This window comes from Crossiella cryophila (assembly GCF_014204915.1).
In the GTDB taxonomy this organism is placed as follows: domain Bacteria; phylum Actinomycetota; class Actinomycetes; order Mycobacteriales; family Pseudonocardiaceae; genus Crossiella; species Crossiella cryophila.
The window spans coordinates 5,685,147-5,699,083 of the sequence record NZ_JACHMH010000001.1 but is presented as its reverse complement, the minus strand read 5'-3'; the positions used below and the strand labels follow the sequence as shown (position 1 = coordinate 5,699,083).

At 69.3% G+C, this 13,937-nt stretch carries 13 protein-coding genes and 1 pseudogene; 7 read left to right on the top strand and 7 right to left on the bottom strand.

Going from position 1 to position 13,937, the window contains the following annotated elements; translation table 11 throughout:
- Positions 1 to 104: 104 nt before the first annotated feature.
- Positions 105 to 497, bottom strand: a pseudogene (locus HNR67_RS46725) (helix-turn-helix domain-containing protein); the annotation flags it as partial.
- Positions 498 to 507: 10 nt separating this feature from the next.
- On the opposite strand from HNR67_RS46725, the gene HNR67_RS24950 reads away from it, so the two are divergent.
- Positions 508 to 909 carry a hypothetical protein gene (locus tag HNR67_RS24950; RefSeq protein WP_185004649.1) on the top strand — a complete coding sequence of 134 codons (402 nt, stop codon included), beginning with the start codon at positions 508 to 510 and terminating at the stop codon, positions 907 to 909.
- A 67-nt stretch (positions 910 to 976) separates the two neighbouring features.
- Here HNR67_RS24950 and HNR67_RS24945 read toward each other — a convergent pair whose 3' ends face one another.
- Both HNR67_RS24945 and HNR67_RS24940 read right to left on the bottom strand, forming a co-directional pair.
- A complete protein-coding gene (locus HNR67_RS24945) occupies positions 977 to 3,022 on the bottom strand; it encodes a putative bifunctional diguanylate cyclase/phosphodiesterase (protein WP_312987981.1) in 2,046 nt (681 codons plus the stop codon).
- Positions 3,023 to 3,111: 89 nt separating this feature from the next.
- Positions 3,112 to 3,468, bottom strand: coding sequence for a hypothetical protein (locus HNR67_RS24940; protein WP_185004647.1), 357 nt, complete (start codon positions 3,466 to 3,468; stop codon positions 3,112 to 3,114).
- Between the two features lie 67 nt (positions 3,469 to 3,535).
- On the opposite strand from HNR67_RS24940, the gene HNR67_RS24935 reads away from it, so the two are divergent.
- Positions 3,536 to 4,330: a glycerophosphodiester phosphodiesterase family protein gene (locus HNR67_RS24935; RefSeq protein ID WP_312987978.1), complete on the top strand. Its 795-nt coding sequence runs from the start codon at positions 3,536 to 3,538 to the stop codon at positions 4,328 to 4,330.
- Between the two features lie 142 nt (positions 4,331 to 4,472).
- On the opposite strand, the gene HNR67_RS24930 is transcribed toward HNR67_RS24935, so the two are convergent.
- On the bottom strand, positions 4,473 to 5,099 hold the full coding sequence (locus HNR67_RS24930) for a transglycosylase family protein (RefSeq protein ID WP_185004645.1): 627 nt from the start codon (positions 5,097 to 5,099) through the stop codon (positions 4,473 to 4,475).
- Positions 5,100 to 5,178: 79 nt separating this feature from the next.
- Between HNR67_RS24930 and HNR67_RS24925 the strand changes: the two genes are divergently transcribed.
- The gene (locus HNR67_RS24925; protein ID WP_312987976.1) at positions 5,179 to 5,937 is read left to right on the top strand and encodes an MBL fold metallo-hydrolase; all 759 of its coding nucleotides are present in this window, start codon (positions 5,179 to 5,181) and stop codon (positions 5,935 to 5,937) included.
- On the opposite strand, the gene HNR67_RS24920 is transcribed toward HNR67_RS24925, so the two are convergent.
- The gene (locus HNR67_RS24920; protein ID WP_221490040.1) at positions 5,927 to 7,234 is read right to left on the bottom strand and encodes an RNA-guided endonuclease InsQ/TnpB family protein; all 1,308 of its coding nucleotides are present in this window, start codon (positions 7,232 to 7,234) and stop codon (positions 5,927 to 5,929) included. The two genes, HNR67_RS24925 and HNR67_RS24920, sit on opposite strands and share 11 nt — an antisense overlap.
- Before the next feature lie 202 nt (positions 7,235 to 7,436).
- On the opposite strand from HNR67_RS24920, the gene HNR67_RS24915 reads away from it, so the two are divergent.
- From HNR67_RS24915 to HNR67_RS24905, 3 genes are all read left to right on the top strand, one after another.
- Positions 7,437 to 8,849, top strand: a complete 1,413-nt coding sequence (locus tag HNR67_RS24915; protein WP_185004643.1) for an MFS transporter — start codon at positions 7,437 to 7,439, stop codon at positions 8,847 to 8,849.
- A 32-nt stretch (positions 8,850 to 8,881) separates the two neighbouring features.
- The gene (locus HNR67_RS24910) at positions 8,882 to 9,655 is read left to right on the top strand and encodes a thymidine kinase (protein WP_185004642.1); all 774 of its coding nucleotides are present in this window, start codon (positions 8,882 to 8,884) and stop codon (positions 9,653 to 9,655) included.
- 249 nt (positions 9,656 to 9,904) lie between these two features.
- The gene (locus tag HNR67_RS24905) at positions 9,905 to 10,252 is read left to right on the top strand and encodes an RNA polymerase-binding protein RbpA (protein WP_185004641.1); all 348 of its coding nucleotides are present in this window, start codon (positions 9,905 to 9,907) and stop codon (positions 10,250 to 10,252) included.
- A 116-nt stretch (positions 10,253 to 10,368) separates the two neighbouring features.
- Here HNR67_RS24905 and HNR67_RS24900 read toward each other — a convergent pair whose 3' ends face one another.
- Complete coding sequence (locus HNR67_RS24900) at positions 10,369 to 11,163, bottom strand: polyprenol monophosphomannose synthase (RefSeq protein WP_185004640.1); 795 nt, start codon at positions 11,161 to 11,163, stop codon at positions 10,369 to 10,371.
- A gap of 248 nt (positions 11,164 to 11,411) precedes the next feature.
- On the opposite strand from HNR67_RS24900, the gene HNR67_RS24895 reads away from it, so the two are divergent.
- The gene (locus HNR67_RS24895; RefSeq protein WP_185004639.1) at positions 11,412 to 12,182 is read left to right on the top strand and encodes an arylamine N-acetyltransferase family protein; all 771 of its coding nucleotides are present in this window, start codon (positions 11,412 to 11,414) and stop codon (positions 12,180 to 12,182) included.
- Between the two features lie 214 nt (positions 12,183 to 12,396).
- Here HNR67_RS24895 and HNR67_RS24890 read toward each other — a convergent pair whose 3' ends face one another.
- Entirely contained in the window at positions 12,397 to 13,914 is a 1,518-nt protein-coding gene (locus HNR67_RS24890) for a trypsin-like serine protease (protein WP_185004638.1), read from the bottom strand.
- Positions 13,915 to 13,937 lie beyond the last annotated feature (23 nt).

Genomic DNA, 13,937 nt, shown 5'->3' with positions numbered 1-13,937 from the left:
GGCCACCGCCACCACCGTCGGCGGGGCGGGGTCCGGACCGGCTCCGGTTCCTCCGCGAGACCGCTGGCCACCCGCCAGGCCCGCAACGCCGAATTCAACTCGGCATCGGTCGCTCCGCATTCTCCGGCAATGGCCGCGACGATCTGATAGGTCGCCGGAACCGAGTCCCCAGTGCAATAGCGATGCACGGTCGAACTACTGGAATGTATACGCCTGCCCAGTTCGGCGTAACTCAGTCCGCTGCGTTTCTTGAGTTCCGCGAGCAGCGCCGCCAACTCCTGAGCACGAGGTGTTGCCCCCGTCACTGTCCCTCCCCGCTCCCCAGCCGGCGACGAGAGGCTACCCCATCTCTCCAGACATCCCGAACACCGCGAAAAACAGCAGCTCAACGGCCTGACAGCATCCCGGGACGACCACCTGCCCCAATCCCCTTGCCGACCGGTCAGTCCGTTGACACAGTTCGTCCTCGTTCGACATTCCACCTCCGCACTTTTCATGGGGAGATCAATGCGCACGACAGCGCGTACCGCAATCGCCGCCTTCTTCGTCGGCGCTCTCGCGATTCTCATTCCGGGAGTCGCCCAGGCCGACATCTCCCGCTCGCTGGTCCACGACGGGGTGTACAACGGCGAGTTCTATTACAACGCCGCGAAGAATCTGGTGCGCATCACCGACGGCAAGGACAACGACCACCTCTACATCGACGTCGGCTACCGCAGCGAGCCCTGCGGCACGGTGAACGACGCCTGCGAGCCCTCGCCCAAGCTGCGCTACCGCAACGCCCAGGCCAACTCCGGCTACAGCGGCTACCACCAGCTCAGGCCGGCCGGCGCCTACCTGTTCATCAAGCTGTGCAACGACGACACCCCGCCGGACACCTGCACCAAGTGGTTCATGACCTCGTCCTGACGCAGCACAACGGCGGTGTACCGGACACGCAGGGGGCGTCCGGTACACCGCCGTTTCACAAGCCGTTCTAGGGCTGGACCGCGGGCTGTTCCGGGGTCTCCGACGGCATCGGCAACGCGCGCCGGATGCCGTTCTGCTGTTCCTTGCGCTCGGCCAGCACCACCGGCAACGGCCGCGGCCGTCCCAGGTGGAAGCCCTGCGCGACCCGCACGCCGAGCCGGGTGAGCGCTTCGACCTGCGTGGGCCGCTCGACCCACTCGGCCACCGCGGACAGGCCGAGGCCGCGGGCGATCTCCATGATGCCGGTGACCAGCACGCCGTCCCTGCTGCCGGTGTCGATGCCGCGGACGAACTCGCCGTCGATCTTCAGCCCGGTGATCGGCAAATGCTTGAGGTGCACGAACGACCCGAAGCCGGAGCCGAAGTCGTCCAGGGTGATCCGGCAGCCGATGGCGCGCAGCTGTTCGGCCAGGTGGCGGGCGGCGTCCAGGTTGGTCACCGCGGCCGTCTCGGTGATCTCCAGGCCCAGCCTGCCCGGGGCGACCCCGGCGCTGGCCAGCCGGTCCAGCACGAACGCGGCGAAGTCCTCGTCCTCCAGGGTGCGCCCGGAGACGTTGACGTTGAAGCGCAGCATCGGGTCCGGGTTCTGCACCAGCTGGTCGATGGCCTCGCCGAGCACCCAGCGGTCGATGTCGTGCACCAGGTTGCTGCGCTCGGCCGCGGGCAGGAACTCGGCGGGGCCAGGGGTCGGCGAGTGGCCGTCCTCCAGCCGCAGCAGCAGTTCGTAGCCGACCGTGCGCGAGGTCCGCAGGTTCACCATCGGCATGGCGTGCAGGGCGAACCCGCCACGTTCCAGCGCGCGGCGCAGCCGGTCCAGCACCGAGACCCGCTTGGCGGTGTCGGCGTAGTGCGCCGGATCGTAGACGGTGACCCGGTTGCGGCCGTTGCCCTTGGAGGCGTACAGCGCCAGGTCGGCGTTGGCCAGCACCGCTTCCCAGCCACCGGCCCGGTCGAAGCGGGCGACGCCGGTGCTGGCGGTCATCCGGGTGGCCGCGCCACCGGCGACCACCGACAGCGCGGCGACCGCGGCGCCCAGCCGCTCGGCGATCTCCACCGCCTCCTCGGTCGCGATCCCGGGCAGCACCACGGCGAACTCGTCGCCGCCGAGCCGGCCGAGCAGCTGACCGGGCCGCAGCTTCTCCCGCAGCGCCGCGCCGAGGGTGCGCATCACGCGGTCGCCGACGGCGTGCCCGCGCAGGTCGTTCACGTCCTTGAAGTTGTCCAGGTCCAGCAACAGCAGCGTGCCGTCCGCGCCGGAGGCCAGTTGCCGCTCCAGCTCCCTGGTCAGCGCGCGCCGGTTGGGCAGCCCGGTCAACGGGTCCTCATCGGCCATCCGCAGCAGTTCGCTGTGCAGCTGCCGGGACTGGGTGACATCGCGCGCGGTGCCCAGCATCCGCTCCGGGGCGCCGGCGGCGTCGCAGATGACCTCGCCGAAGCACTCGAAGATCCGCTGATCACCGTTGTCCGCACGGCAGATCCGGTGCGTGTAGGAGAACTTCTCGCCGGTGTCCAGGGACTGCTGGATGGCCCGGTCCACCAGCGGCCGGTCCTCCGGCGGCACCAGCGCCAGGTAGCCGGCGTAGGTCAGTGCCGCGCCCGGCTCGTAGCCGAGCATCTCCAGCAGCGCCTCCGACCAGAGCACCCGGTCGTCGTTGACGAACCACTCCCAGTTGCCCATCTGCCCGAGCACCTGGGCCCGGTGCAGTGCCTGGGCCTGGTGCACGGCCTGTAGTTCGCGGTCGCGCCACTGGGTGATGTCCGCGGCCCGGTAGAGCAGCTCGTGGCCGGACTCCAGCGCGGTGCAGGTGATCTCCAGCCAGGTCGGCGGCTCGCCGGTGGAGTTGGGGGCCAGTACCGGCTCACCCTTGGAGGGGCCGTCGGGCACGCCGGGCAGCAGCGCGGGCAGCGATCGGCCCACCGCCTGCTCCTCGGGGATCCGCAGCAGTTTCGCGAAGGCCGGGTTGAGCCAGCGCAGCCTGCCGCCGAGGTCGGTGACCGCCACGCCGAAGTCGACGGTGCGCAGCACCGCCTCCGCACCGACCTGGTCCGTCACCTGCGCCTCCTTACCGCCGGGCGCCATCGTCATCTCCCTGTGCACACGCGGGCAAGAGCCCTCCGTCGGGCTCTGAGATCCGTTGCCGACTATCGCAGCCGCTCCAGACCTCGGGCAGAGTCAACCAGACCCGCCGCCATTCGTTGCAACTCGGCAAGCTCCACGCCGTCCTCAGCCGCGGTCATGACGTCCTCGGCCGCGCAGCGTAGCTGGAACAACCGGTCCTGGAGATCGGCGAGTTCGGCCGCGGAGAGCACCACCGCGTCCTCGGGCAGTCCACCGCGCTGCACCTGGGTGCGCCGTTCGTAGGCCCGTTGCCGGCAGGCCTGACCGCAGTAGCGACGGGGTCGGCCGATGCGGCCGGAACCGGGTAACGGACGCCCGCACCACGCGCAATGCCGCACTTCGTGCCTACGCGTGAGCGGCACCCCGGAGACCACCTCCATGGGTGAAGACGCTAGTCGGACCCGGCCTGCTCACTCACACGCCACGCCGCCGGTGCACACTCAGAGGGTGCTGCCTCACCTCCCGCTCCCCGCGCACCCGTACCTGGACGGCCCCTACCCGCGTGCCTTCGCCCACCGGGGCTGGCACCTGGACGAGCTGGCCGGCATGGAGAACTCGCTGAGCGGCTTCCGACGGGCCGTGAAAGAAGGGTTCAGTTACCTGGAGACCGACGTGCACGCGACCAGCGACGGCGTGGTCGTGGTGCACCACGACGACCTGCTGGACCGCACCACCGACGGTGTCGGCGCGGTCGCCGACCAGCTGTGGGCCTCGGTCAAACAGGCCAAGGTCGGTGGCGTCGAGCCGATCGCGCGGCTGGAGGACCTGCTGGAGGAGCTGCCGGAGGCCTACCTCAACGTCGACGTCAAGTCCGACTCCGCGGTCGCCCCGGTGTTGCGCCTGCTGCAACGACTGGGCGCCTGGGACCGGGTCTGCCTGGCCTCCTTCTCCGAACGGCGGCTGGCGAGGCTGCGCAGGCTGGCAGGCCCGCGGCTGATGACCGCGCTCGGACCGCGTTCGGCCGGGGTGCTCTGGGCGGGCGGCCGGTTCCGGCCGCTGGCGGTGAAGTCGCTGGTCAAGGGCAGGCTGGCGCAGGTCCCGGCCAGTGCGGGCAAGCTGAAGGTGGTCGACCACCGATTCGTGGCCGCCGCGCACCGGCTGGGCATCGAGGTGCACGTGTGGACCATCGACACCACCGAGGAGATGACCGCCCTGCTCGACGTCGGCGTCGACGGCCTGGTCACCGACCGCCCCGACCTACTCCGCGAAGTCCTCCGCTCCCGCACCCTCTGGCCCCACTAACCCACCCCACCCCACCCGAGTGTTGGCCGTTCTCGTACGGAGTCTTGGCCGTTCTCGTACGGGGTGTTGGCCGTTCCGGTACGCCCGACCGCCCACAACGGCCAACAAGGTGTACGACAACGGCCAACACTCGCGGGTGGGGTTATCTCGGGGGTTTGCCGGTCCAGGCGGCGGACCAGGTTCTGGGGCCGAGCAGGCCGGAGTCCTTGATGCCGTTGGCGCGTTGCAGGTCCAGCACCGCGGCCTTGGTCTTGTCCTGGTAGCAGCCGGTGCCGGTGAAGCCGTAGCCATAGGCGTTCATCCGCAGCTGCCAGGTGCGCAGCGCCGGATGGCAGTCCCCCGGCCCGAACACCCGGCCCGGCCACACCGGCGACTTCGCGCCGCTGATGTAACTGGCCTCGCCGTAGTCGGGCACCCGCTTGCTGCGCGCGTCCCGGTCATCGCGCAGGCCGAGCTTGCCCGCGCACTCCCAGGGCTGCCAGCCCCGCATCCGGTACAGGTAGAGCGCCCGGAAGTCCTGCTCGGCCGGACTGGCCTGGTGCGGCAGGCCGGAGCCGCCGACACTGCGCCAGGTGGGCAGGTCGAACTGGTAGGCGCCGTAGTAGCCGCTGCCGGTGTCCACGTGGTACCGATCGGTGGACTCGCACATCCGTAACCGTTGCCAGTCCACTGTGGACGGATCAGCGGCCGCGGTGCCATCGAAGGCGAACAGCCCCGCCCCCGCGGCGAGCAGCACGGCAACCAGTCGGAGCGGACCCGGTCTGTCCATAGTGGACACCGTAGGACTTGATCACACCGGTCACAACCGCGGCACGAGTACCGAGATGGTCACGAACTACTCTGTCCGGGTGAACGAACTGACCCTGACCGTCCTGGGCAACGCCACGCCCTACCCCACCCGGGACAACCCCTGCTCCGGCTACCTGGTGACCAACGGCGACACCCGCGTCTGGATGGACGCCGGCACCGGCACCCTGGGCCCGCTGCAGCACCACACCGGCCTGGCCGAGCTGACCGCGATCTGGATCTCGCACGCGCACGCCGACCACACCGCCGACCTGCTCACCGCCTACTACGCGCTGCGCTACGCCGACATCGACCGCGACCCGCTGCCGCTGTACTGCCCGCCCGGCCTGGCCGACCGCCTGGCGAACTTCCTCACCAACGGCCCCGAGCGCAGCCCGGTGGAGTCCGCCTTCGCCATCCACGAACTGCACGACGGCCACCAGGTCCAGCTCGGCGAGCTGACCCTGACCAGCCGCGCGGTCGACCACGGCATCCCGGCCTTCGGCGTCCGCGTCGAGTCCCCGGAAGCCTCCCTGGTCTTCTCCGGCGACACCGCCGCCTGCCCCGCGCTGACCGAACTGGCCAGCGGCTGCGACCTGCTGCTGTGCGAGGCCGAGAGCGACCAGCGCCCAGCCGACGAGCCCCCGGTGCACCACACCCCGGAGGACGCCGGAGAGACCGCACAGGCCGCCGGTGCCCGTCGGCTGCTGCTGACCCATCTCGGCCGGTCGGTCTCCCCTGACGACGCGGTGACCCGGGCGGCGGCGCGGTTCGCCGGGCCGGTGGAGTTCGCCGAACCGGGGTCGCACATCACGGTCTGAGGTGATCCACCGTGACGAATTGAGGGGAAATACCTGAATTCTTGACGTGCTCCTCGGCTTGGCCGCCCGGATTCCCCGGCGGCCAGGCTGCCCAGGTGCTTCCTGCTTCGTCACCGAGCGCCTCCCCAAGAGGAGGTCTTACACCGGCTCCACAGGCGTTTCGCCTCTCCGCCCGCCCGGCGGCGAGGATGTTGATCGCGGCGTTGTGATCTCGATCGTGCACAGCCGAGCAGACAGGGCAGCGCCAGGTGCGGACACTCAGCGGCAGATCCGCCAAGACATGCCCACAGCCCGAGCACGTCTTGGTCGAAGGCAGCCACCGGTTGACCCTGTGCACCGTCCGGCCGAAGCGCACAGCCTTCTCCGCCAGCAGCCGGAGGAACTGCCCCCAACCCACGTCGTGCAGTGCTCGGGCCAGCCGACGGTTGCGGACCATCCCCACGATGTTGAGATCCTCCACGTAGACCGCTTGGTTCTCGCGGACAACGGTGAGGGCCTGCTTGTGGTGGTAGTCCCGCCGGGCTCGTGCCGTCTTGCTGTGCTGAACAGCGACCTTGCGACGAGACTTCGCCCGATTCGCTCCGCCCTTCAGGCGACGCGACTTCTCCCGTTCCAGTCGGGCGATCTTGCGTTGCCGCCGGGACAGGTGTCTCGGATTGCCGATGTCACGTCGGTTTCCACGGGTGTCCGCGACTGTCGCCAGCCGGGCGATACCGAGGTCGATCCCGGCTTCCTGCTCGATCACCAGCAGCGGTCGCGGCTGGACGTCGACCACGAACGAGGCGTAGTGGTGGCCGTCCGGTTCCCGGATGATCGTGACCGAGGACGGCTTCGAGGGCAGGTCGCGAGACCACCGGACCCGCACCTCCCCGACCTTGGCGACGTAGAGCCTGCCATTCGGCCGCAGGCTGAACCCGTTGCGGGTGAATCGTGCCGACTGACGGTTGTCCTTGCGGGCCTTCAGACGAGGGTGGCCGACCTTGCGGCCGGTCCGCCTGCCCTTGATCGAGTCGAAGAAGTTCGCGAACGCCCGATGGGCATCCTGCACCGACTGCACCAACGCCACGCTGGGGACCTCGGACAGCCAGGCTCGTTCGAGCCTGGACTTGGCTTGCGTGATCACCCTGCGTTGCACCTCGGCCGGGGTGATCTTCTCACCAGCCCGGTACGCCGCCTCCCGGCAGCGAAGGGCGTCGTTGAACACCACCCGGGCACAGCCGAACGTGCGCGCCAGCAACTGTCGCTGAACCGGTGTCGGCTCGACGCGATAGCGGTACCTGACCTGCACGACGATCATTGTCCCGAACCCCACTGTCGATCATCACGCGCCACGCCGGACCTGGGGTCGCACATCACGGTCTGAGGTGATCCACCGTGACGAATTGGGGGTAAATACCCGGATTAATCACGACTCGCTTGCGGGCGGCTCGGTTCGTCATCCACGGCCAGTACAGTCCCCCCACTGCGCGGGCACGTCACACCGCGCCGGGAGGTCGGGGATGAGTGGGTTGGACACTGCGGGCACCGCGCTCGGCACGCCGGAGGACCGGCGCCGGACCCAACGCGGATGGTGTTGGTATGACTGGGCGAACTCGGTTTTCCCGACCTCGGTCGTCACCGTTTTCCTGTCGCTGTACCTGACCTCGATCGCGCGCGCCGCGGCCGAGGCGGACACCGCGCGCAACGGGCCGACCCCCTGTGCCAACGACAACACCCTGGTGCAGTGCGATGTCAGCATCCTGGGCCTGGTGTTCCCGGCCGGGTCGCTGTGGGGGTACCTGCTCTCCTTCGCCACCGTGATCCAGGTGCTGGTGCTGCCGGTGGCCGGGGCGATCGCGGACCGCAGCCAGAACAAGCGGCGGATGCTGGCCGGGTTCGCCTTCACCGGTGCGGTGGCCACCTGCCTGCTCGCGCTGGTGGAGGGGCAGAACTGGCAGATCGGGGTGTTGCTGTTCACCATCGGCAACATCTGCTGGGGCACCTCGGTGGTGGTCTACTACGCCTTCATCCCGGAGATCTCCACCGCGGACGAACGCGACGCGCTCTCCTCACGGGGCTGGGCCTTCGGCTACCTCGGCGGCGGGGTGTGCCTGGCGCTGCAGCTGGGGCTGTTCCAGGGCCACGAGCTGTTCGGGCTGGCGCAGAGCGAGGCGGTGCGGGCCTGCTTCATCCTCACCGGGATCTGGTGGGCCGCCTTCACCCTGGTGCCGCTGCGGGTGCTGCGCGACCGGCCCAAGCCCGAGCGGGCCGACCTGGGCGGCGGCAAGATCGGCGGCGGCTTCCGCGAACTCGGCGACACCATGCGCTATGCCAGGAAGTTCCCGCTGACGCTGGCCTTCCTCGGCTCCTACCTGATCTTCACCGACGGCATCTCCACGGTGGCCAACGTGGCGGGCCAGTACGGCAGCCTTGAACTGAAACTTCCGCAGTCCACGCTGATCACGGCCATCCTGATGACCCAGTTCGTGGCCTTCATCGGCGGCATCGCGCACGGCCTGGTGGCCAAGCGGATCGGCGCCAAGAAGACCATCCTGGGCAGCCTGGTGGTGTGGATCATCATGCTCGCGCTGGCCTACCTCGTGCAGGCCGGGGAGCAGTTGCAGTTCTTCGGCATCGCCGCGGGCATCGGCCTGGTGCTCGGCGGCACCAACGCGCTGGCCAGGTCCCTGTTCAGCCAGATGGTCCCGGCGGGCAAGGAGGGCCAGTACTTCGCGGTGTACGAGATCGGCGAGCGCTCGACCTCCTGGCTGGGCCCGCTGGTCTACGCCGGGATCGGGCAGGCCACCGGCTCGTTCCGGCTGGCGATCCTGAGCATGATGATCTTTTTCATCGTCGGATTCATCCTGGTTTGGCTGGTTCCGGTCCGCCGCGCGATCCGCGCGGTCGGCAACTCCGAACCGGCGGTGCTGTGATCAACAACGGCCTCACGTTAGGGTCACGGCCCGTGGACGTACTTGCGGTACCCAACCAACCGGATCCCACCGACGCCCTGTCCGCGGTGCCCGCGGCCGGAGCGCGGCGGGCGCTGCCCGTCTCGGGCCGGCTGCGGTTCTTCTACGGACCGATGGACTGCGGCAAGTCCACCCTCGCGTTGCAGATCGACCACAACCTGGCCCGCCAGGGCCGGGGCGGCCTGCTGCTCGTGCGGCACGACCGGTCCGGGAAGCCGCAGATCTCCAGCCGGATCGGGGTGACCCGGCACGCGGTGGAGGTGCACGAGGACACCGACCTGGTGTTACTGGTCCGGCAGTGCTGGGCCGAGGGGCGCCGGGTCGACTACGTGATCGTCGACGAGGCGCAGTTCCTCAGCGCCGCCCAGGTCGAACAGCTCGCCGAGCTGGCCGATGAGGTGCAGGTCGACGTCTACTGCTTCGGCATCGCCACGGACTTCCGCAGTGAGCTGTTCCCAGGCTCTCGGCGGCTGTTCGAGCTGGCTGACGAGCTGCAGGCGGTGCAGGTGGAGGTGCTGTGCTGGTGTGGCTTGCAGGGGCGGTTCAACGCGCGGATCCTGGGTAACCAGATAGTCCGAGCGGGTGACACGGTTTTCGTCGCGGACACGGTGACCGATACGGACCAGCCAGTACCGGATACGGACCGTGCCCAGCAGGAGAGCGACGCAGGAGCTACGGTCCGTTACCAAGTGCTGTGCCGTCGGCACTTTCGTCTAGGTGAGCTTGGTCCCACCTCGACACCGGTTGGCCAGCTCAGCCTGGCTTGATCTGCACCAGCCCTCAATACCTACCCCCAACTGGGTGAACTACCCGTAGCATGCGCTGATAACGCGTCATGACTCTGCGGCGATGACATCCCTATGGAGGAAGTCCTCGTTGATAGGTGAAATAGATCACCGAGGGCGACCAACTAGGCCAAACCGGGAACGACAACGACGCCCTCGTTGTTGCACTCTGTAAGCAGTACGCCGTGAGCTGAAGGCGGGCGGTCTTCAGCCGAGCGAAAGGACACCGTCATGGCCGACCGCGTTCTGCGTGGCAGCCGGCTCGGAGCTGTCAGCTACGAGACCGACCGTAACCACGACCTCGCACCGCGCCGGTCGGTGCGGTACGCCTGCCCGAAGGGGCACGAGTTCGACGTCCCGTTCGCCGACGACGCGGAACTTCCCTCCACCTGGGAATGTCGTCTGCACGGGACCGAGTCGGAGATGATCGACGGCAGCCAGCCGGAGGCGAAGAAGGTCAAGCCCCCGCGCACCCACTGGGACATGCTGCTCGAGCGTCGCTCCATCCCCGAGCTTGAGGAGCTGCTCACCGAGCGGCTTGAGGAGCTTCGGGGACGCCGGAGCGCCACCTCCGCCTGATCCGCACCTGGATCGACCCGGACTAGAACGCACCACCGCACCTCCCGCGCAACCAGGAAAAAACGAAGGCCGCTCGGTTCTCCCGCCCGAGCGGCCTTCGTGCGTCTACGGGCGACTCAGCGCCTGCTGAACAGCTTCTTGAGCTGACCGGCCCGGTGCTTGACGCCCCACTTGCCGACCAGCAGCAGTGCCTCGCTGATGATGTTGCCGCTCATCTTCGACACACCGATCTCGCGCTCGGTGAAGGTGATGGGCACCTCGACCACCCGGAACCCGGCCTGCACGGTGCGCCAGGCCAGGTCGATCTGGAAGCAGTAGCCGATCGAGGTCACGCCATCCTGGATGATCTTGTCGAGGGCCTCGCGGCGGTAGGCCCGGTAGCCCGCGGTGATGTCCTTGATCCGGACGCCGATGGCCACCTGGGCGTAGATGTTGGCACTGCGGGAGAGGATCTCGCGCCGCTTCGGCCAGTTGACCACCTTGCCGCCGGTGACATAGCGGGAGCCGATCACCAGGTCGGAGTCGATCAGGGCGTTGAGCAGCCGGGGCAGGTCCTCCGGGGCGTGCGAGCCGTCGGCGTCCATCTCCACGATGGCCGCGTAGTTGCGCTCCAGTGCCCATTTGAACCCGGCGATGTAGGCCGCGCCGAGGCCGGCCTTCTCCGTCCGGTGCATCACGTGGATGCGGCCGCGCTTGTCGCTGGCGGCCATCTCGTCGGCGACCTCGCCGGTGCCGTCCGGGCTGCCGTCGTCGACGACCAGCACGTTGGCCTCCGGCAATGTCGCGTGCAGCCTGCCCACGATGAGCTGGATGTTCTCCCGCTCGTTGTAGGTCGGGATCACCACCAGCACCGGGCTGGGCGGCCCGCTGGGGCTCGGGTTCTCCGCGTGGCTGTCGCGCTGGTCGGCCATTCCGTGTCCTCCTCGCCGGCGGTGGACGGCGCCATCGCCTCCGCCGGTCGGTGTTCGTCTTTGTCGTCAGGGCGCGCCGGTGTCGCAGGGCCGTGATCCATTCGGGCCATCGGCCGACTCACCCGGCAAGCGTAGTCGCTGACGGTAGCGGAGCCGGGGTCAGCGGGTGCTCGGACCGGCACAAGTGAGTCTTCCGGGTGACGAAGAACGCTGGACCTCCAGCGTGCGCGAGGTTGCAGACTCCCCCCGTGGACACCACGACCCGCGCTGCCTACCTCGCCCGCATCGGCGCCGAACTGCCGGCCGCCCCGACCGCCGAAGCACTGGCTGACCTGCAACGACGCCATCTGCGCACGGTCCCGTTCGAGAACCTGGGCATCCACCTGCCCGGCCAGTTGAGCCTCGACCCGGCCGACCTGGCGGAGAAGATCATCACCAACCGCCGGGGCGGCTTCTGCTTCGAACTCAACGGCCTGTTCGCCGAGTTGCTGCGCGCCGTCGGCTTCGAGGTCACCCTGGCCGGCGCCCGGGTCTTCCACGGCTCCGGCCTCGGCCCGCCCCAGGACCACCTGACCCTGCTGGTGACCGACCAGGAGGGCGTGGTCTGGCTCTCCGACGTCGGCTTCGGCCGCTTCGCCCTGAGCCCGCTGCGCTGGGACTCCCGCGAGCCCCAGGCGGACGCGGGCGGCACCTTCCGCCTGGTCGACGCGGGCGCCGAGGTGGAGGTCTGGCACGGCGACACCGGCGCCTACCGGGTCGACCCCCGCCCGCTACCCCTGCCCGACTTCACCCCGATGTGCTGGTGGCACCAGACCTCCCCCAAGTCCCACTTCACCCGCAACGTGATGATCTCCCTCCCCCTGGAACACGGCGCGGACCGGGTGACCCTCTCCGGCCACACCCTCATCCGCACCGAGGGCCCGCACCGCCACGAGGACCACATCCCCGAGTCCGACCTGCTCGCGACCTACCACCAGTGGTTCGGCATCACCCTCCCCCACCTCCCCACCTACCCCTGACCCACCCCCAACGGCCAACACCCCGTCCCACTCCGGCCAACACACCGTACGAAACCGGCCAACACGCCGAGAGCAGGTCAACCTCCCCGCGCGTGTTGGCCGTTGTCGTACGCCGTGTTGGCCGTTCTGGGACGGGGTGTTGGCCGTTGTGGGGCGGTGAGTGGTTGTGGAAGCGGGCCGGGGCCCGCGGCGAGGCGGGACCCGGCCCGGTTGATCAAGCCGCCGGGCGGTTCAGCGTGCACCCCGGCCGACCCAGATCCAGCACCGACCCGGCCCCCACGCAAGCCGGGATCATGCTGACCCGCTGCCCGTACCGATGCCCCTTCTTCACCGTCACCGTCCCATCCGCGGCCACCTCGCACGGGTTGTTCCGCGTGCACTGCTCCCCGTCGTCGTTCCCGGTGTTGTGCACCCCCACCACGCTCACCCCGTCCGCCGCCACCAACGGCGACCCCGAGGACCCGTGCGAAGCCCCGCACCCGGCCGCGTACCGCAGCGCGCCGTCCTGCTGATACCCGTCCTCCCGCAGATGCGGCACCTCGGCCTCGACGACACAGCTGAACCGGTTGCCCTGCCCGCCCGAGAGGACGTCGATCTTCTCCCCCGCCCGCGCCGGACTGGCCGCGAGCTGGAAGATCTTCGCCCCGTCAGCCGCCAGCTCGGCGTAGGTCCGATCCAGCCGGTACAGCGCGATGTCCGTCCCCGTCATGGTCGCGTACAGCAGCCGGTTCGCCTTGGCCGTGGCCTCGGCGTAACCATCCCGATCACCGATCCGCACCACCTCATCCGCGGGCAGATCCACCAGCGCCGAGCCGGGCTTGGGCGGTTCCGGCCGCACGCAGTGCCCATTCGTCAGCAGCAGCGCCGGGTCCTGCGGGCGGGACTCCGGGGTGCGGACCACCGAGGCCGCGCACATGCCCAGGTCGACCGCGCCCTCCAGGTTCGGCCGGGGGCTGTCCGGCGGGACCGCCGTGCCGCTGGTGATGCCGTTGATCCAGGCGGTGTACCAGTGCACGTCGGTGTAGACGATGGGCTGGGTGGAGTTGCCGCCGCTGACCGCGCCGACCACCACCCAGCGGTCGCCCTCGCGGATCAGCGCGGGGCCGCCGGAGTCCATGTTGGTCGGGGCCACGCTGCCGTCCTCCGCGCCCACGCAGATCTCCCGCTCCTCGTGGATGCCCGCGGGTTTGCACAGCTCGTCCGGCTGCACCTTCGTGTCCGCCTCGCGCAGGAATTCCGGGTAGCACTCCGGTTTCCGGTCATCACACGTCATGCCCCAGCCGATGATGCGGGCCGGGGTGTGATCGGCGGGCGTGGCCGACGGCATCTTGGCCGGTTCGGCGCGGACCGGGGTTTTCAGGTGCAGCAGGGCGAAATCGCCCTCGTGCACGAAGTTGGAGTAGCGGTAGAACTTGTCCACCTCGGTGAGTTCGCCGCCGGTTTTGGTGCTCAGCGCGCCGAAGCGGACCTTCCAGTCCCGCGGCGTGCCGACCTGGGCCAGGTTGGGGTTGCGCACGCAGTGGCTGGCGGTGATCGCCCACTGCGGCGCGATCAGCGTGACCCCGCAGACATGGCCGTCCGCTCGCGGCGAGTCGGGACGCTGCAACGACCCCATGAACGAGTAGGGCTGCGGTGACTGTTTGCCGCCCTTGATGGCCAGCGCCGGGAGGGCGCCGGCCATCGTGGCCACCACGGCGAGGGTGGCGGCCAGGGCTGTGGTCTGTAGTCGCATGCTCGCCAACCTGGCCCCGCCAT